This is a genomic window from Streptomyces sp. NPDC042259 (assembly GCF_055582085.1).
The window spans coordinates 244,910-261,781 of the sequence record NZ_JBVJDW010000010.1 but is presented as its reverse complement, the minus strand read 5'-3'; the positions used below and the strand labels follow the sequence as shown (position 1 = coordinate 261,781).

15 protein-coding genes and 2 pseudogenes are annotated in these 16,872 nt (G+C 68.6%); 7 read left to right on the top strand and 10 right to left on the bottom strand.

The genetic code is table 11. The annotated features are described in order from the left end of the window. Positions 1-152: 152 nt before the first annotated feature. Positions 153-1,262 carry a hypothetical protein gene (locus tag ACZ6MA_RS25550; RefSeq protein WP_469436336.1) on the bottom strand — a complete coding sequence of 370 codons (1,110 nt, stop codon included), beginning with the start codon at positions 1,260-1,262 and terminating at the stop codon, positions 153-155. 538 nt (positions 1,263-1,800) lie between these two features. Here ACZ6MA_RS25550 and ACZ6MA_RS25545 point away from each other — a divergent pair. Next, positions 1,801-2,310, top strand: coding sequence for an O-acetyl-ADP-ribose deacetylase (locus ACZ6MA_RS25545; protein WP_469436268.1), 510 nt, complete (start codon positions 1,801-1,803; stop codon positions 2,308-2,310). 463 nt (positions 2,311-2,773) lie between these two features. Here ACZ6MA_RS25545 and ACZ6MA_RS25540 read toward each other — a convergent pair whose 3' ends face one another. The 3 genes from ACZ6MA_RS25540 to ACZ6MA_RS25530 form a co-directional block, all read right to left on the bottom strand. Continuing rightward, positions 2,774-3,445: a hypothetical protein gene (locus ACZ6MA_RS25540; RefSeq protein ID WP_469436267.1), complete on the bottom strand. Its 672-nt coding sequence runs from the start codon at positions 3,443-3,445 to the stop codon at positions 2,774-2,776. Further along, positions 3,442-3,897 (bottom strand): hypothetical protein, encoded by a 456-nt coding sequence (locus ACZ6MA_RS25535; RefSeq protein WP_469436266.1) that lies wholly within the window; start codon positions 3,895-3,897, stop codon positions 3,442-3,444. The genes ACZ6MA_RS25540 and ACZ6MA_RS25535 overlap by 4 nt, the downstream gene beginning before the upstream one ends. A gap of 99 nt (positions 3,898-3,996) precedes the next feature. Further along, positions 3,997-4,197 (bottom strand): SH3 domain-containing protein, encoded by a 201-nt coding sequence (locus ACZ6MA_RS25530; RefSeq protein ID WP_469436265.1) that lies wholly within the window; start codon positions 4,195-4,197, stop codon positions 3,997-3,999. A gap of 893 nt (positions 4,198-5,090) precedes the next feature. Here ACZ6MA_RS25530 and ACZ6MA_RS25525 point away from each other — a divergent pair. Together ACZ6MA_RS25525 and ACZ6MA_RS25520 are read left to right on the top strand one after the other, a co-directional pair. Then, positions 5,091-7,784 carry a fibronectin type III domain-containing protein gene (locus ACZ6MA_RS25525; RefSeq protein WP_469436264.1) on the top strand — a complete coding sequence of 898 codons (2,694 nt, stop codon included), beginning with the start codon at positions 5,091-5,093 and terminating at the stop codon, positions 7,782-7,784. A gap of 494 nt (positions 7,785-8,278) precedes the next feature. Beyond that, a complete protein-coding gene (locus ACZ6MA_RS25520) occupies positions 8,279-8,773 on the top strand; it encodes an SRPBCC family protein (RefSeq protein ID WP_469436263.1) in 495 nt (164 codons plus the stop codon). A 22-nt stretch (positions 8,774-8,795) separates the two neighbouring features. Here ACZ6MA_RS25520 and ACZ6MA_RS25515 read toward each other — a convergent pair. Further along, a pseudogene (locus ACZ6MA_RS25515) lies at positions 8,796-9,578 on the bottom strand (IS5 family transposase); the annotation flags it as partial. Between ACZ6MA_RS25515 and ACZ6MA_RS25510 the strand changes: the two are divergent. The 3 genes and pseudogenes from ACZ6MA_RS25510 (at position 9,549) to ACZ6MA_RS25500 (ending at position 13,496) form a co-directional block, all read left to right on the top strand. Then, positions 9,549-10,122 (top strand): annotated as a pseudogene (locus ACZ6MA_RS25510) (LuxR C-terminal-related transcriptional regulator). The pseudogenes ACZ6MA_RS25515 and ACZ6MA_RS25510 sit on opposite strands and share 30 nt — an antisense overlap. 718 nt (positions 10,123-10,840) lie before the next feature. Then, positions 10,841-11,137, top strand: coding sequence for a heavy-metal-associated domain-containing protein (locus tag ACZ6MA_RS25505; protein ID WP_469436262.1), 297 nt, complete (start codon positions 10,841-10,843; stop codon positions 11,135-11,137). A gap of 91 nt (positions 11,138-11,228) precedes the next feature. Continuing rightward, on the top strand, positions 11,229-13,496 hold the full coding sequence (locus ACZ6MA_RS25500) for a heavy metal translocating P-type ATPase (protein WP_469436261.1): 2,268 nt from the start codon (positions 11,229-11,231) through the stop codon (positions 13,494-13,496). A 145-nt stretch (positions 13,497-13,641) separates the two neighbouring features. Here the strand turns inward: ACZ6MA_RS25500 and ACZ6MA_RS25495 are convergent, their stop codons facing one another. The 3 genes from ACZ6MA_RS25495 to ACZ6MA_RS25485 all read right to left on the bottom strand — a co-directional run bounded on the left by ACZ6MA_RS25495 (position 13,642) and on the right by ACZ6MA_RS25485 (position 15,266). Next, positions 13,642-14,124, bottom strand: a complete 483-nt coding sequence (locus tag ACZ6MA_RS25495) for a hypothetical protein (protein ID WP_469436260.1) — start codon at positions 14,122-14,124, stop codon at positions 13,642-13,644. Positions 14,125-14,204: 80 nt separating this feature from the next. Then, the gene (locus ACZ6MA_RS25490; RefSeq protein WP_469436259.1) at positions 14,205-14,756 is read right to left on the bottom strand and encodes a hypothetical protein; all 552 of its coding nucleotides are present in this window, start codon (positions 14,754-14,756) and stop codon (positions 14,205-14,207) included. Positions 14,757-15,095: 339 nt separating this feature from the next. Further along, complete coding sequence (locus ACZ6MA_RS25485) at positions 15,096-15,266, bottom strand: hydrophobic protein (protein WP_469436258.1); 171 nt, start codon at positions 15,264-15,266, stop codon at positions 15,096-15,098. 296 nt (positions 15,267-15,562) lie between these two features. On the opposite strand from ACZ6MA_RS25485, the gene ACZ6MA_RS25480 reads away from it, so the two are divergent. Then, the gene (locus ACZ6MA_RS25480; RefSeq protein ID WP_469436257.1) at positions 15,563-15,769 is read left to right on the top strand and encodes a phage major capsid family protein; all 207 of its coding nucleotides are present in this window, start codon (positions 15,563-15,565) and stop codon (positions 15,767-15,769) included. Positions 15,770-15,943: 174 nt separating this feature from the next. Here ACZ6MA_RS25480 and ACZ6MA_RS25475 read toward each other — a convergent pair whose 3' ends face one another. Then, entirely contained in the window at positions 15,944-16,105 is a 162-nt protein-coding gene (locus tag ACZ6MA_RS25475; protein ID WP_469436256.1) for a hypothetical protein, read from the bottom strand. Between the two features lie 136 nt (positions 16,106-16,241). Further along, entirely contained in the window at positions 16,242-16,814 is a 573-nt protein-coding gene (locus ACZ6MA_RS25470; RefSeq protein WP_469436255.1) for a hypothetical protein, read from the bottom strand. Positions 16,815-16,872: the final 58 nt, after the last annotated feature.

The window sequence follows — 16,872 nt, the reverse complement described above, 5'->3', positions numbered from 1 at the left end:
GGAGGACGGTCGGGATTCCACCGCACCCGGTGGCTTCCCGTGCGCGGCGCGCGGGGGCGGCGAGCCGGGTGTCTGCTCGGATGTCATCTCACACCTCCGGACGTTCGGCGGTGACCAGGGGAACGACGGCCGACGGGTTCGGCGGGATGGCGTCACCTCAGCGAGGCGAGCAGCATGATGGCGAAGAGGATGGCCGACACCACTGCCACCGTCCTGAGCCATTCCGGCGGGATCCCGGGACCGGGCGGGGTATCGGAGTCGGACGGGGTATCGGAGTCGGGCGGAGCCGACGGCGGGTTGAAGGCGTCGTCTCCGGTGAGCCGGGCCCGCTCGCACCACGGGCAGTGGACCAGGTGTGTGCTGTGGGTGTGACGAGATCGCACCCGACACTCCGTCACCGACCCCTGCAAGGAAGCCTGTTCCAGCGCCTCCAGCCATTGCCGGGCCGAGGGGCGCGATGACACCTCCCGCATCCCCGGGCCGAACGCCTCCCGCGCCAGCTCCAGCACTGCTGGTGGCAGCACCACCGGGTCGATCACACCACGAGGCAGGCCCATCGAGATCCGGGCGTCGTCCCGGCTGTCGCGGGGCACCCCTCCGAAGGGGTGGTATCCGGCGCTGAGCAACTGGCAGATCAGCACCGCCAGGGCGAAGTCGTCGCTGTGCGCGCTGCCGGGGGCACCGGCCAGCCGTTCCGGGGCCGCGTAGGCGGGGGTGTGCGGTAAGGCCGGGAACACCTCGCCCGTCACCGGGTCGGTGAAGCCCATCCCGTCGCAGCCCAGGAACGTCGGAAAGCCTTGTTGATCGACGACCACGTTCTCGGCGGAGAAGTCACCGACGACCAGACCCTCGTAGTGCAGCCGGGCCGTCATGAACGCCAGGTTCCGGCAGACACCGAGCAGGAACCGCCAATCGGTCTCCTCGGGAAACCGGCGCAGCCGCTGGTCGCGGCTGAACAGGCCCGTGAGTCGCACATCTTCCGGGCTCGTGTAACAGCCCATGCCGTAGCCGAGGAACACACCACCCGTCGTATACGCGAGACCCACCGGCCAGGCCAGCCCGGGCCGACGGCTGTCCTCCGGGCGGCAGGCCAGCGGGCTCAGCGTCAGCATCCGCCGCAGCCGGTGCTCCCGTGCCGCGTCGGGCTCGTGGTAGACCTTGACCACCAGATCGTCCGCGTTCTCGACCCGATGGACGGCGGCCGTCGGCCCCGAACCCAGCGGTGGGTCGAGCAGGACGACCGGACGGCCGTTCAACCGCACTTCCCGGCCGCCCGTCACGCCAGCCCCCTCCCCCACTCCCGCCGGGCACCGCGTACCGCCCCCGGGGCGTCGGCTTCGGACTGCTCGTCCGGCCCCGGCCGGTCCGGCACACGCGGCACGGAGGCAGTGCGCGCCCGGTGGGCCACCGGCTCCTCGGGGACCGGGGCGCCGGACGACGGCGAAGACGCGCTCGGCGCCATCACCTCGCCGCGTGCGATCGGTGCCCGAAGCACCCTTCCCTGAGGCCGAGACCGCACCGCTCGCGCGGCAGGCCGAACACCGTTGTCCGCCCGTGCCATGTGATCCCCCGATGGCCTGCCGGAGACGGAAGATCCGCCCCGTGTTTCGGCGCTTCCAGGATGCAGATTGGCAGCCGAGGACCGATCGGGCAGTGCTATGGAATGACTTTTCTGGCCCCGTCGATGCACACCGCGCGATGAGGGCGCACGGGGTCGACCGCGCGCGGAGCATGGCCCCTCGCCGTACGCCCCCGGAAAAACCCCGGCCCCTGACCATGGGAGTGCGCGAGGATGGCGCCATGACCACCATCACCTTCGTGCGGGGCGACATCACCCAGCAACACGTGGATGCCATCGTCAACGCGGCGAACTCCTCCCTCCTCGGCGGCGGAGGCGTCGACGGCGCCATCCACCGCGCGGGCGGCCCCGAGATCCTCAGCGCGTGCCGTGATCTGCGCGCCTCCCACTACGGCAAGGGCCTGGCCACGGGCCGGGCGGTCGCCACGCCAGCGGGCCGCCTCGCGGCCCGCTGGGTCATCCACACGGTGGGCCCGGTCTGGAGCGCGACCGAGGACCGCTCCGCACTGCTGGCCTCCTGCCACCGCGAATCGCTACGGGTCGCGGACGAGCTGGGAGCCCGCACGGTGGCCTTCCCGGCGATCTCCACCGGCATCTACCGCTGGCCGATGGACGACGCGGCCCGCATCGCGGTCGAGACGGTCCGCACCACGGGCACAGCCGTCGAAGAGGTCCGCTTCGTCCTCTTCGACGAGGCCGCCTACGCGGCCTTCGCCGCACAGGGGAACTGACGCCGAGCGGAACATGGTGCGAAGCATTCACCCCTGGCTGCTCACGCAGCCAGGGCTACCGCCTGAGTCCCCCCAGGGAGAGGGAACGCAGTCACCTCTCCCTGAGGGCGTCCCCACGACGCGGGTCTCGCCGGTACGGACGGACGATCGAAAAGACCCGCAGCCGGGCACGGCACCTCGCCTGCCCTCGCACACTCGATCCGTGCGCGGCTGCTGAGTCGGCTAGCTTGGCTGAACACTGCTCGGCCACACGACGGCCTGGAGAAGGTCTACACCTGAGTGCTACCTGGGGCACGCTTCTGTCGCAGGGTGTCCCACTGCAAACTCGTGTCCTCATTCTGGAGCCCGGCGATGCGGCGTTCGACTTCTGCCAGGGTTGTGGATGCCTGCGCAGACTTCCTCGCGTTGGTGGTAATCATGCGAAGCTCTCGCAGATCGCGCAGAATGCTGTAACCCTCCCAGGCTATGAGTCGAAGCCAATAGCCGTAGCCGTCCGCAAAGGCTTGATAGTGCTCCTGCCCATACCCGACCGGCGGCAGTGGATCTCTATCGTGACCAGGTCCCATTCCGGTTGTCCCTCGGCAACCTGTCCCAATCGCACAGGACAGCCCGCCCGCCGTGGTGCAGAGCATTTCGGTGCCGTGGCCCCCTTGAACGATGGCCCACGACAGGACGAAGGCCACGTTGGCCAAGCGGGCTTCGAGGGCGCCCAACCGCCGGGTGAGGAAGTCCAAGGTGGCTGGCGCCAGGCTGTGGTGACCTTCGGCTGGACCAGCTGCACAGGCCGCGGCCGGCCGTTGAGCGACGAGGGCATGGTGCGCAGGAGTTCATCCAGGGCGACGCGGTAGCCGTCGCGGGCATCCAGCGCCGCCTCCAGCCAATAAGCGTCCACCCGCAGGTCCTCCGCCAACAGCACGCCCATGTCGCGGTCGGGTCCGGTGGCCTGATGGACACGGTCGCGGACCCGGGCGACCTGTTCCTCCGCAAGGGCGAGGAAGCTGCGCAGCTCCACGGCGCGTCGCAGCGCCGTGGGCGCCTCCTCGGTGAGCGCCGTCTCGTACAGCACGCCGATGACGACCCCGAAGGCATCCCTGAGGCGGCGGTCCTGGCTGCTGGGCTTGCTGCTCACGCTCATCGTCTCGCTCCCCGGACCGGGACCGCCGGGGCCGACGGACGGGTCGGTGGACTGGTCTGCAGGGCAGGCCCCCGGCCGGTGGCCAGGGCGGCGCCGCGCCGGGGGCCGGATCCGTGCCCGGCGGGGGCGGCGGAGTTGAGGAGTTGGCGCACGATCACGGCGCGGCCGTCCCGGACCGTGACGGCCGCGTTCATCCGATGCGCAAGTTCCATCGCCGGATCGTCGAGCGGTACCGGATCCTGGGTGAGGACGGCGACGAGGTCGTCCTCGGCTCGCTCCAGCGCCGCCTGGGACTCCGCCAGCAGGCCAAACCAGTGCACGACTTCGGTGGCTTGCTGGTTGGCGTGCGGGGCAGCCGTCACGGCCCGGTGCAACTCGGGCAGGCTCATGTGGAATCGGGTCTCGATCTGCTGGGTGATGACGGCCATCACATCGTCGACGTCGTCGGACACGGCCAGCTCCTTACAATGAGTTTTCCGACGAAGGAAAGGGACCTGACCTGCCTCAGCGGAATGCCCTCTGTGGCAGCCCCGGCCGCTATGGATGGGGATTTAGTCCAGGCAGACGTAGACCTCGTTGTAGACGTAGGCACCGGAAACCCAGCCCGTAACACCCGTCGCCCGGTCGGTGATGTAGCGCCAGCCCCCGCTGCTGCTGCGCACGGTGAACTGGTGGCCCCGGTACAGGGTTCCGACAGCAGCGGAGTTGCCGGTGGCCCTGGAACGGATGGTGACCGTGTTCGTGTCGCTCACCCGCGGTCCGGACCGGTGGCAGTAGTCGGACGAGAAAGTCGGGGCAACAGCGGGCGCTGCGTGGGCCTGGGCGGTGAAGGTGAAGGTGAAGGGCAGGGAAGTGCCCCGAGGACAGCGGCGTGGACAGCGAATCTGGAAGAGCGCACGGAGAGGTAACCACCGGAAGGTAAAGGGCGATAGGGAGATGCCTCCACCGGAATACCGATGGGGACGAGTACAAGCGTCTAGACAATTCCCGGTTTCACTAACCGGAGACGAGCTGCTATATTCCGGCCCTCACATGCAGGCCGGTGTTTTCCGATGGCAACTTGAAGTCGCCGCGCGGACTGCATCGTCAACGACTGCGGCCACGCGGTGGTACGGCCGGTGCGAGTCGTGCAGGCGTAGGGGCGCCGGGCGGCGGTGTGTGGTGGCGCAGCCGCCGGCAGAGCGGGAGACTTGCCAGTCAGGCCGTTCTGACACCACTCCGCCGCGGCCTTATTGGTGGCGGAGCCTCCTTCACGCAGCCTGCGTGTGCCCTTGTCGAGGTCGGCTTCCTCCAGCAGGGCGCGGAAGGGCAGAGGTGCCACTGGACGCCCGTGCAGAAGGCCGACAGGATGCCGCACAGCACCTTCCGGTTCTCCAGCACCGACTTGCGGCCGGGGCGCCGACGCCCGGCAGGCGGCAGGCTCCGCCAACAACGGCTCGATTCTCGATGACAACTCGTCGTCAACCCTTCGAACATTCAGCAGGGCAATATGCCCCTTGTGCACCTCATGCTCCTGCGTCATGATCGCCCAATTGGTGATCTCCGTCCCCCAGGCGGGTGCGGAGTGACACAACACAACACCCACCCTGGGCGCCCGCGTACCCGCCAGCGCCCGGGCCCCTGTTGACGAGAAATGAGGGGCGGTATGCCCAACTCAGACACAGTGAAGAAGAGACCCGGCAGGCGCCGACGACTACGGCGCGCTGGCCTCATCGCGTTCGTCCTGTCGATGGCGTTGCTGGTGGTCGGGTCCGCGGAACCCGCTTGGGGACAAGGACGCACCACGGCGTCCGCGGCGGGGTGTGGCGCGCATGCCACGTCCTTCGCCGTCGAGCAGAACTCGCCCGTCACGCTCCGGATGGGCTGCGCCGGTGACTCCGGCAACCTTCGGCCGCTGGCGAAGGGCGACGATGACCTGATCATGGCCCTCGACTTCCATGTGCCCGCTGAAGGCCGGCAGCGGTTGGAAGAGACCATGACGAGCTGGGTCGACTCCATTCGTGCCGACAAGAGCGCGGGCCTCACCCTGAGCGCGTCCCTGGACAAGCGGTTCCGCCAGCACAGCGTGGGCATCTCGCCGCCGGCGGCCGGGGGACCCGACTTCGACGGGCGGGTGTACCCCATCGAAGACAGCCTGGTGTTCGTGGTGGACACGGCGGAAGTCGGTACCACGGCGAACTGGTGGCAGAAGTTCATAGCGGGCGGTGTCGCCCTGGGCGTCACCGTCGTCACCGGAGCCGTGTGCCTGGTGGCGTTCAACGTGGGGGCGCCCGCGGCGGCTCCGGTGTGCGGGGCCGTGAGCGGGGCACTGGGGTCGCTGGTCGGCGAGTTGATAAACGCCTTCTTCGACAACCGTTCGCTGGGCGATGCCGACGTGTGGGCGGAGGCTCTGGCCGTCGCCATGTGGGGCGGCGTCGGCGGCGCAATGGGCGGGAAGTTGCTGGAGTGGGCCGCCTCGGGTGGCACCTCCGTCATCGCGAACGCCCAGCAGAGTCTGCGCGGTTTCGCGGCCAAGCTCGGGGCCATGCGCAACGTCCTGACGTTCATGTCCGACACGCTCCAGGGCATGGGACCGAAGCTGTACGTGTCCCTGCAACGCCTTTCCCGCGGTGTCGGACAGTCCAAGGTGCCACTGAAGGTGATGGTGGTGGGCGATTCGATGAGCCAGGGCTACGAAGGTGACTGGACCTGGCGTTACCGCCTGTGGGAATGGTTCAAGAAGGAGAAGATCGACGTCGATTTCGTCGGTCCGTACCAGGGAACCCGGCCTCAGGACTCCCCCAAGCCCCCGCCCGTGCCGCGGTTGCAGGGGGATGCCCCACCACCGGACCAAAACGCTCCCGTCACCTCGGGCTCGTACGCCGCAGGAGTCTCGAAGAACTTCGACCCCGACCACTTCTCGGTCTGGGGCCGGCAGGCGGCGCAGGACAAAAAGCTGATCGCCGAGCAGGTGGCGAAGTACCAGCCCGACCTGCTCCTGGTCGGGCTCGGCTTCAACGACATGGGCTGGTTCGTCAGCGGCCCGGAAGGCACGCTGGACAGTATGCGGACGCTGGTCGACCAGGCCCGTGCCGTCAAACCGGACCTCGACTTCGCCGTGGCCAACGTTCCCCAGCGGACGTTCATCGGCGGCCGGGACGACCTGCCCGTCAACACGACGAAGTACAACAGCATGCTCGCGAACGCGATCCCGTCGTGGAACAAAGGCAAGTCCCGCGTGGCCCTGGTCGACTGGGCCGGCAACTACAGCTGCGGCAGGGGCAGCTGCCCCGTCGCCTACGACGGGCTGCACCCCAACACCATAGGCGAGTATCAGATCGCTCAGGCATTCGTGCGCACCTTGCACAACAGCTACGGTCTCGGCAGCCAGATGATCAACATTCCCACGCAGTTCCCGGAGCGGCCGACGCTCGCGCCGGGCACGATTTGGATCGACTCCGGCCCGAGCGGAATCACGCTGAACTGGAAGCCGGTCTTCGGCGCCCGCGGATACACCGTCCGGCACCGGATCAAGGGCACCGGCACCTGGACCGAGACACCGGTCAAAGCGGCCCGCTTCGACACCACCTGGACCCTCGACGGCTGGGAGTGGGAATACCAGGTCCGTACCGACAACGGTGAGGACGGACAGTCCGGGTGGTCCGAAACGTTCACTGACGTCGCACACCCGAAAACCGCCGCGGCCCCCAAGGGAATCGTCACCCGGGCCACCGCCACCGGCGTCGACGTGTCCTGGGACGCGCCGACCGGCCCGTACACCGACACGATCGACCGGTACGAGATCATCACCTGGGCCAGGGACACCCCCGGCGCGTTCATCAACAGCACCGCCGTCAGAGGCAGGTCGGCGCGCATCGACGGGCTGCGGTCGGGCCACCGTTACCTCGTCGCGGTGGTCACCTGGAACGCCGCCGGTGGCGGTATGCCGGGCGTCGCCCGGTCCGTCACCATCGGGGCCGGTACACCTCCGGCGCCCACCGGTCTGAAGGTCACCTCCACCGACGCCACTACCGTTCAGTTGTCATGGGACGGGTCCGACCAGGCCGCCGGTTACCGCGTCTGGGTCCGTAATGTCAACGACGGCAGCGCGTCCAAGGCCGACGAGTACATCGTCAACGAAACCAGCCGGGGCATCGCCTACCTCTTCCCCGGCGTCTGGAACTACGAATTCTGCGTCACCGCAGTCAACGGTGAAGCGGAATCCGGCAAGTCCAACTGCGTGATCGCACCGCGCCCGTCGGCCACAGTCCGGACGCCGGCCCCGGCGAACGTGAAGAAGCGCGAACCGCTCTCCGCCCTGATCCGGGCTCCGCGCGCACCGGCCGGGGTGGCCGGGTAGCAGGGGCCGGCACTCCAGTGAGGGGGCGGTGGGTGAACGCCTCGCCGCTTCCTCACCCAGCGTGGCACACGTCAGAGACACCCGAGATGCCGCTCCGGAAAGAGCGTCTCGTCCCAGAGACTTCGGGCTGCCCGAGAGTCGCGAGGCAGAGGCCGCCTCAGCCCGACTCGATGAAGTGCAAGTGCCTGAATGGGTCGCGCGGAGCCGGTCGCGGCGATCCGGCCTCTGTGCCGGTGGGGTCTCGTAGCCGAACGTGACGAGATATCCGCGCGTTACCACCTGCTACCGACGGGGCGGGCCGCGCAGATCAACCGCAGGGCGGCCTAAGGCGTGTCCGGCGGATCATGTGCGATGCCGGGACTAACTGCTCGGGGCTGATGTTGTGAACCATCAGCAAGCCACTCCTGAAGGGTGTGAGGGCCTGAGCGCGAGTACTTCTTGACCTCAAGGGTGCTTGAGGTATGAGGCTTGGCGTCGAATCACACCACCACATCATGGGAGCCGTCGTGATACACATCGAGGTCACTCAGGCCGTCAACGATTCCTCTCAGCCTGGTCAGTACGTGCTTGACCGTGAGGAGGTGTGGGCTGGTCTTCGCAGCAAGGCGGAGAACGCCGTCCCGTTCGTTGCCGGAATGTCCGAGTGCACCGTGCTGGAGCGCAGGCAGGACGGCTTGCTACGAGAGGTCGTCGTGCGCGGTGAACGGATCCGCGAGGACGTCACCTTCCAGGCAGGAGAGCGTGTCAGTTTCCACCGCAGGGACGACCGAGCCACGTGGGTGATCCACAACGAGATCGGGGAGGATAAAACCGGCGGTCTCACCCTGACCTGCGCCAGCGAGGTCCTGTTCCATGGCCAGGCGGCCGAGGCAGAGCACGACGATGAGGGGGCCGAGCGCATGCGCGTCAGCACCCGGCGGGTCGTACAGAACACCCTGGACGTCATCCGGGAGATGTCCGCAGCCCGCGCCGCCGAGCACGCTGGCTGAGCCGCACTGACAGACCACTTATTCAGGCACGGAGCCAGAGTCGGATTGCGGCGACCGTCACGGTGCCGTAGAAGACAAAGGCCCTCTTGTCGTATCCCGTGGCCACGGCCCTGGAGTTCTTGAGGCCGTTGATCGTCCGCTCGACTTCATTCCTCCTTTTGTAGATTGTCTTGTCGAAGCCGGTGGGCCGGCCGCCCCGGCTGCCGCGGCTCTGGCGGTTGACCCGCTGTTTCTTCGGCTCGGGGATGGTGTGTCTGATCTGGCGCCGGCGCAGGGCGGCGGTTACGGCGGGACGAATACGCCTCATCGCCGCCAACATGGTCGGGGCGGGTGCGAGGGCGGCCACCCTCAAGCCGGCCCACCCGGATGCGTTCCATGACCGGGACGAACTGCGGGGCGTCGCCCCACCGCCCCGGCGTGATCAGCAGCGCCAGGGGGCGCCGTCCGCCTTCCCCGGCGAGGTGGATTTTGCAGGTCAGGCCGCCCAGGGAGCGTCCGAGTCCCTCATCAGAGCGGTGCTGCCGGGCCGTTGTCCTTTTCCCGGCATCCGCGGGTGCTTCTTGCGGGCCCCGGCAGCGTGCTGGTGGGCCCGGCAGGAGCTGGAGTCCACACTCACCATCGACCAGTCGACCCGGTCCTCCGCATCGGCATCAGCCAGGACAACCGCGAAGAGCCTGTCCCACGTACCGTCCGCCGACCAGTGTCTGTGTCGTTCACACATGGTCTTCCACTCGCCGAAACGCGTGGGTAGATCCCGCCACGGCACTCCGGTGCGATTCCGGTACAGGATCCCGTTGATGATCCTGCCGTCCGCCACGCCGAAGCCGCCACCGCCGAGGATGCCATCGCCCGCGCCGCCGAGGGCGACATCGACGTCGTCCTGATGGACCTGCAGTTCGGCAAGGGCATGGGCGGCGCCGAGGCCACCGCCCAGATCACCGCCCGCCCGGGAGCCCCCCGCGTGCTGATCGTCACCACCTACGACTCCGACGCCGACACCCTGCCCGCCATCGAGGCCGACGCCACCGGCTACCTCCTCAAAGACGCACCGCCCGAGGAACTGGCCGCTGCCGTGCGCACGCAGCCGTCGGCCGCACCACACTCGCGCCCACCGTCGCCGACCGGCTGATGAACGGCTACGCACCCCCGGCACCGTCCTGACCCGGCGGGAACCCGAAGTTCTCGCCCTGGTCGCCGACGGGCTGTCCAACCAGGCCATCGGCGACCGCCTCCACCTGACCGAAGGCACCGTCAAGTCCCACTTGGCCCGCATCTACGCCAAGCTCGACGTCGACTCCCGTACCGCCGCCGTCGCCACCGCAACCGACCTCGGCCTCATCCGCCGCTGACCCGAGCGGACACGAACGCCTGGAGCCGCCGTCAAGCGACATGTAGCTACGAGCGTGACAGCCGCTACGGGCAACAGCTCGTCGTGTCCTGCCCCGACGCCATGACCGTCAGCGTCAGCAAGGACGGCAAGCCTGTCACCGGCCTCCAGCCGTACCTGGAGGCGTACGCCCACCTGACCGCCTTCCACGAGGGCGAAGGCGTCCGCCCACCTCCAGCCGGAGACCAAGGTCGACGGCGACGGCAGGCCCGACCTGCCCTTCCACGCCCAGCTCGACTGGCCCGGCAACTGGCGCCTCTTCCTGCAGTTCCAGGCCAGCGGCAAACTGCACACCGCCACGCTGGCGCTCCGCGTCAGCTGATCCATCCCGAGCGGGGGGCGCCGACAAGGCGGCGCCCCGCGCGGCGGGCCTCCGGCGCACCGGGCAGTCGCCACGGCGAGGCCGATTCCGTCGCCCCCTGCCGCAGTGGCCGTCGACGTTCAGATACCCCCAGGGGTATTTGGCGCTCGCATCACGACCAGCCCCCGTATCCAAGCGGACCCCCTGGTCAAACCGAACGAAACATCCCATACCAGGGGAAATTGACCCCAGTTCGGCGCAGTCCAGCACCTCGCGCCGGGTTATCTCAAAGGTTGCGGCAGATACCCCCAGGGGGTATAAATCTCTTCGAAGGTGCTTCACGGAGCACCCACAGAGAGATCAACGACCGGAGGCACCCATGTCTTGCTGCTCCCCCGACAACAGCTGCTCCACCTCCACCACGGCGCGCGACGAGAAGACCGCGGGCGTCACCACCGTCTACAAGGTCCAGGGCATGACCTGCGGCCACTGCGAGACCACCGTCACCAAGGAGGTCTCTGCCATAGCGGGCGTGACCGGGGTGACCGTCGACGTCGCCGCGGGCCTGGTCACCATCACGACCACCGACGAGCCCGACGAGGCCCGGATCGCCGCCGCCGTCGACGAGGCCGGCTACGAGCTGACCGGCCGGGCCGAGAACCTCTCCGCCCGCTGATCCCCGGCCCGGCGGCGCAGCGTTCACGCCGCCGCCGGCCCTTCCTCCGGGGCCCGATCCCGCCCCGCCCCCTCCGCGCACGAGGAGCATCATGACCATCACTGCCCCTGCATCAGCCGAAGTCGAATTGGCGATCGGCGGCATGACCTGCGCCTCCTGCGCGGCCCGCATCGAGAAGAAGCTCAACCGCATGGACGGCGTGGAGGCCACGGTCAACTACGCGACGGAGAAGGCCAAGGTCGTCTTCGACGCCGACGTGGAGGTGGCCGATCTGATAGCCACGGTGGAGAAGACCGGCTACACCGCTGCTCTTTTCCCCCCCCCCCCCGCCCCGGCCCGCGTCGCCGACGGCACCGAGCCGGATCAGACCGAACCGGACGCCCTCGCACCTCTGCGGCAGCGCCTGTTCACCGCGGTCGTCCTGTCCGTGCCGGTGATCGCCATGGCGATGGTGCCCGCGCTGCAGTTCACCAACTGGCAGTGGCTCTCCCTCACACTGGCCGCACCGGTCGTCGTCTACGGCGCGTGGCCATTCCACAAGGCCGCCTTCACCAACATGCGCCACGGTGCCGCCACCATGGACACCTTGGTCTCGGTCGGTACGTCAGCGGCGTTCCTCTGGTCCCTGTGGGCTCTGTTCTTCGGTACCGCCGGCATGGCCGGCATGACGCACCCCTTCGAGTTGTCGCTCTCCCGGAGCGACGGCAGCGGCAACATCTGCCTTGAGGCCGCCGCCGGAGTGACCGCGTTCATCCTGGCCGGGCGCTACTTCGAGGCCCGTTCCAAGCGCCGGGCCGGCGCAGCGCTCAAGGCACTACTGGAGCTGGGCGCCAAGGACGCCACCGTGCTGCGCGACGGTCGCGAGGTCCGCGTCCCCGCCTCCGAACTCGCCGTCGGTGACACCTTCGTGGTCCGCCCGGGCGAGAAGATCGCCACCGATGGCATCGTCGAGCAGGGCAGCTCGGTGGTGGACGCGAGCATGCTGACGGGCGAATCCGTCCCCGTGGAGGTGTCCGTGAGTGACGCGGTCACCGGCGCGACAGTCAACGCCGGGGGACGCCTGATCGTCCGCGCCACCCGCGTCGGTGCCGACACCCAGCTCGCCCGCATGGCCCGCCTGGTGGAGGACGCCCAGAACGGCAAGGCCGCCGCCCAGCGCCCGGCCGACAAGATCTCCGCCGTCTTCGTCCCCGTCGTCATCGTCCTGGCGCTCGCCACCCTCGGCTTCTGGATCGCCACCGGGGAAGGCTGGACCGCCGCCTTCACCGCGGCCGTCTCCGTCCTGATCATCGCCTGCCCCTGCGCCCTGGGCCTCGCCACCCCGACCGCCCTCATGGTCGGCACCGGGCGCGGCGCCCAGCTCGGCGTACTGATCAAGGGGCCGGAGGTCCTGGAGTCCACCCGCAAGGTCGACACGATCGTCCTCGACAAGACCGGTACCGTCACAACCGGCAAGATGACCCTGCTCGGCGTCCACCTCGCCGAGGGCGAGACCGAGGACGAGGTGCTGCGCCTGGCCGGCGCCCTGGAGCACGCCTCCGAGCACCCCATCGCCCAGGCCGTCGCCGTCGGCGCCGCCGCCAAGATCGGTGAACTTCCCACACCGGAGGGCTTCGCGAACATCGCGGGGCTCGGCGTCCAGGGCGTCGTCGAGGGCCACGCCGTCCTTGTCGGCCGCGAGAAGCTCCTCGCCGAATGGGCGCTGCCCCTGCCCGCCGACCTGCGGCAGGCGAAGGCCACCGCCGAAGCCGCAGGACGCACGGCGATCGCTGTGGCGTGGGACGGTCAGGCCCGCGCGGTGCTCGAGGTCGCCGACGCGGTCAAGCCCACCAGTGCCGAAGCCCTCACCCGGCTCCGCGCCCTCGGTCTGACGCCGATCCTACTCACCGGCGACAACAAGGCCGCGGCCGAGGCAGTGGCCGCCGAGGTCGGGATCGCCCCGTCCGACGTGATCGCCGAAGTCATGCCCGAGGACAAGGTCAACGTCGTCAAGCGCCTCCAGGCAGAAGGCCGTTCCGTCGCGATGGTCGGCGACGGCGTCAACGACGCCGCGGCGCTGGCCCAGGCAGACCTCGGCCTCGCCATGGGCACCGGCACCGACGCCGCCATCGAGACCGGCGACCTGACCCTGGTGCGCGGCGACCTCCTCGCGGCGGTCGACGCCATCCGCCTGGCCCGCAAGACGCTCGGCACCATCAAGTCCAACCTCTTCTGGGCCTTCGGCTACAACGTCGCCGCCCTCCCCCTCGCCGCCGCCGGACTGCTCAACCCGCTGATCGCCGGAGCCGCGATGGCCTTCTCTTCCGTCTTCGTCGTCGGCAACAGCCTCCGCCTCCGCCGCTTCCGCAGCGCACACTGAGCCCCGCCGACCGGCTCACGTGCCGATGAACAGCACCCGCGGGTGCTGTTCATCGGCACGTGGCATGGCGGTGGCCTTGTCGGTGTGCAGGCCCGGAGGCGTAGCCCCCGTACGGGCGGCGGCAGTAACGGGCCTGCCGGGCTGGTCAGGTGCTGAGCAAGCGGTTGAAGAACGAGCGGTATCGCTGGAGCGCGACGCGCAGGTCTTCGGTCGCCACCTCCTCACCGCGATGCCATTGGCCTTCGAGGCCTTGCTTGTGGTCGGAGAAGGTGGTGGCCAGTGCCTGCATCGTCTCGGCGACGAGCTGGTCGGCCGCGTTGACGGCGTCCTGGGGGTCGTCGACGAAGTTGCTCTGGATCTTCTGCCACCGAGCGCGAAATTCTTTCTGTTCGTCGCCGAGCAGGGGCTCGTTCTCCTCGGCCAGTTCCGCTCCCCGGCGTTCGCCGGCGGATGTCCGGCCTACCTCTTCCTCCCGGGCCTGCCGGCCGATGGTGGTGGCCTCCCCGGGGAACTCTGGTGGGGTGCCTGGCGAGCCCGGCGCCTCGTATCCGGTGCCCTGCCGGGTAGCGGCCAGGTCGTCCGTGGACAGAGCGCCCTCGTCCGGCTGGGGTGTCTGTTGGTTGCGCATCTTTTCACTTCCGTCCGTCATAGGTCCCGGCCGGGCTCCGACGGGGCCCGCTCGTCGCACCCAAGTCGCCGGTGGCGGGCTCACGCCTGGCTCTCGCGCGGCCGGTCGCCGTTGTGGAGAAGCTCCTCGAACAGCGCGCGGTAGTGCACCATCGCGCCCCTCAGCTCCTCCGTGGTCGCCTGATGGCTGGTGCTGCGGTCGTTGATTTCGTGGGCGGCGCGGTAGTGCTCCAGGGTGCGCCCGTGTTCCACCGACAGGTCCTTCAGCTGCTGTTCGTACCCTTCGGTCGGATACCCGCGCTCGCTCATGAGGGTGGTCACGAGCCGGTCCGCCTCGTGTACCGCGTCGTCGGGCCGGTCGACGAACTGCTCCTGCACCCGGGTCCAGTCCTGGGCGTAACGGTCCCGGACCGGTGCCGGGAGCGGCTTGATGTCCAGCGCGTCATGACGTTCCTGGCGCTCGCGCAGCTCACGCTCAGCCGCCCGGCGGCTGTCCTTGCCTTCCACGGTCCGCTCGTACTCCGGGCCGAATCGCTCCCGCAGCTTCCGGCGGCGCGCCGTGACCATCCACGTTGCTACCGCGCAAACGAGCAGCACCAGCACGACGGCAATGATGATGACGATGAGGGACATTGGGTCCTCCGCTCGTAGCCGAGTGAGCCCTGTGCACTACGGCTGCCCCTGCCCACAGGTCCGAAACCGGGCGCGCACCAGGCAAGCCGGCACTGAACGCGGGTTGCCGCCCGGGGCCCACGTTTCTGCCGCTCACGTCATAGAACAGGTGGCTCCGGCGATCGAGGCGGTGATCACGACTGCGGACATCGCTGTCCTCACTGGCTCGGCCCGTAGGCCGCTCCGCTTCGTTCCTGTCCATCCCTGAGGGCTCGTGCCCTCACCGGTGCCTGTCGGGTGGCGCCCACCCAAGTGGACACACCCGGGGCGTACCGCAAGGGGGCCCGGGCCAGGTGTAGATTACCGGTGGTTCCCGGCGTACCGGCGTCCGCCGCCCTGGCGGCCACGACGATGGTGGGCGAATCTCAGGATCCAGACGATCAGCACGACGGCCGCAGCGATCCACAGCAGGGGCATGACGAAGCCGAACCCGAACAGAGCCAGCAGGAGAAGGGCGATCAAAATGATCACGGCCGGGCCTCCAGATGAAGCCAGGGAGGATTCCCTGAGTTCCGCGGGGTCCGGACGAAGCTGGACGGGGGGGGCCGCCCGGAGGATGCCGGAGCGTCGTAGCCCTACGCCGTGGCGCTCAGGCAACACCCGCCACCACTGCCTGTCAACGAGCTGGCGATACTGGCGCGTTCCGGCTCCGGAAACGCGAGGCCGCGCGATCACCCGCGCGCTGCTCGCTGAATACGACCCGACCGGCATCGTCCTGAGCCCGACCAAGCGCGTCTGGTCGCCTGGACGTCGTCGAAACGACTGCGATGGCCGACAACAACTTCCTCATCGGCGCTTTCGGCCTCGGCGCCCAACTCCACGATTGGGAGAACGTCTCCGTCACCGTCTCCTCCGAGAACGCAGACAACTTCGAGAAGGGCTTGATCTCGTTCCGAGCTGATGAGCGCGTAGCTCTCGAGGTCCTGCGCCCCGAAAGTTTCGTCATAGGTACCTGGACCGACCCCACGCAGTAATTCAGCGGGAATAGCACGCCGTCGAAGGGGCATCCTCATTGGGGATGACCCTTCGCGCATTTCACCACTCACGAATCGAAGTGCCGACGTTCTGGTGAAGAGGGAGGCGGGGTGCCCACTGCGCGCCAGCGGGCACCACCGGACTGCTAAGCGGCCGCAATTCCTGCGGGCGTTCTACGACGTCCCGTTACCGGTGTCGCCCTGCTCTTCCGCGAGGAAGCGTGCCTTTCGGTACCTCAGGTCGGCCTGCCGGTACCACAGCCGGCCCACGAGGGCGACGGCGGCAGCGCCGACGATCCCTGCCACGTTCGACAGCCACCCGGACGTGGAAGTCATGATGGCCGTCCCGACGCAGATGGCCACGGCGATCGTGCCTGAGAAGAACACCCCGTCATTCGGCGGACGCAGTTCGTCCCGATTCATTGCAGCACCACCTAGGGACACCCCCACAGCCTATCTCCCGACGAGTCGGTCAGCATTTGTGAGCGCCCTGCACCGCGCCGGCCACGGCGCCTCCGAAGCCACCCACGGCGGCGCCGCCCACGCAGCCGGTCTCAATGCCTGTAACACAGCCTGCAACGCCGCCGAGTTCGGCCGTGTCCAGGCTCTTCTTGCCTAGGCACTTGGCCCAGTCCCAGAACCCGTACGTCGTCACAGTGGGGGCTACAACACCCTTGAGCGTGGCCTGCGGGGTATCGACGTGCTGGTAAAGGGTGTTGCCCTTGACCGTCCAAGTCACCTTGTGCAGATGACCATCCATGTCCTTGATGGGCTTCGGCGTCATGGTGAGGAGCTTCTCGCCCTTGCCGTCCTCGATGGCCACGCCGCCTTCCTTGTCAGCGGCAAGGTGGTGGTCCCCCTTGAGCTTGGTGAAAGACCAAGCGGTGTCACGGGCAAAGGTGGTGGTCTTGCCCGACTCGGCCAGGACCTTATCCAGCGTCTGCCCTGAGGAGTCCGCAGCGGTGGCCGGTGCAGCCGCGATGAGCGCGGCACCCGCCGCAAGCGCCGCCGCTAAGCCAGTCCGATGACGTGCCGTCATACGCATTAAGCAATCCATTTCTCTGTTCAAGTCCATCGGAAGAGGACACGTGAGCCTCTGCCAG